The 379-nt window shown below is 52.8% G+C and carries 1 rRNA gene; it reads right to left on the bottom strand.

From position 1 onward, the window contains the following. Positions 1 to 369: ribosomal RNA gene (locus BHE89_RS21865) — 23S ribosomal RNA — on the bottom strand; the annotation flags it as partial. Positions 370 to 379: the final 10 nt, after the last annotated feature.

The raw sequence follows: 379 nt of genomic DNA, 5'->3' as shown, positions 1-379 counted from the left end.
CTCTACCTGACCACCTGTGTCGGTTTGGGGTACGATTGTTGATAACCTGAAGCTTAGAGGCTTTTCCTGGAAGCAGGGCATCAATTGCTTCACCACCTTAGTGGTTCGTCATCACACCTCAGCATTAAGTGACCGGATTTGCCTAATCACTCTGCCTACATGCTTGAACCGGGACGACCGTCGCCCGGACAACCTAGCCTTCTCCGTTCCCCCATCGCAGTTACCACCAGTACGGGAATATTAACCCGTTTCCCATCGACTACGCTTTTCAGCCTCGCCTTTAGGGGTCGACTCACCCTGCCCCGATTAACGTTGGACAGGAACCCTTGGTCTTCCGGCGTGCGGGTTTTTCACCCGCTATTATCGTTATCTTACTGTC

The sequence above is a fragment of the Shigella sp. FC1967 genome, assembly GCF_001743005.1.
Lineage (GTDB): Bacteria > Pseudomonadota > Gammaproteobacteria > Enterobacterales > Enterobacteriaceae > Proteus.
This window is presented reverse-complemented; position numbering and strand designations above follow the sequence as displayed.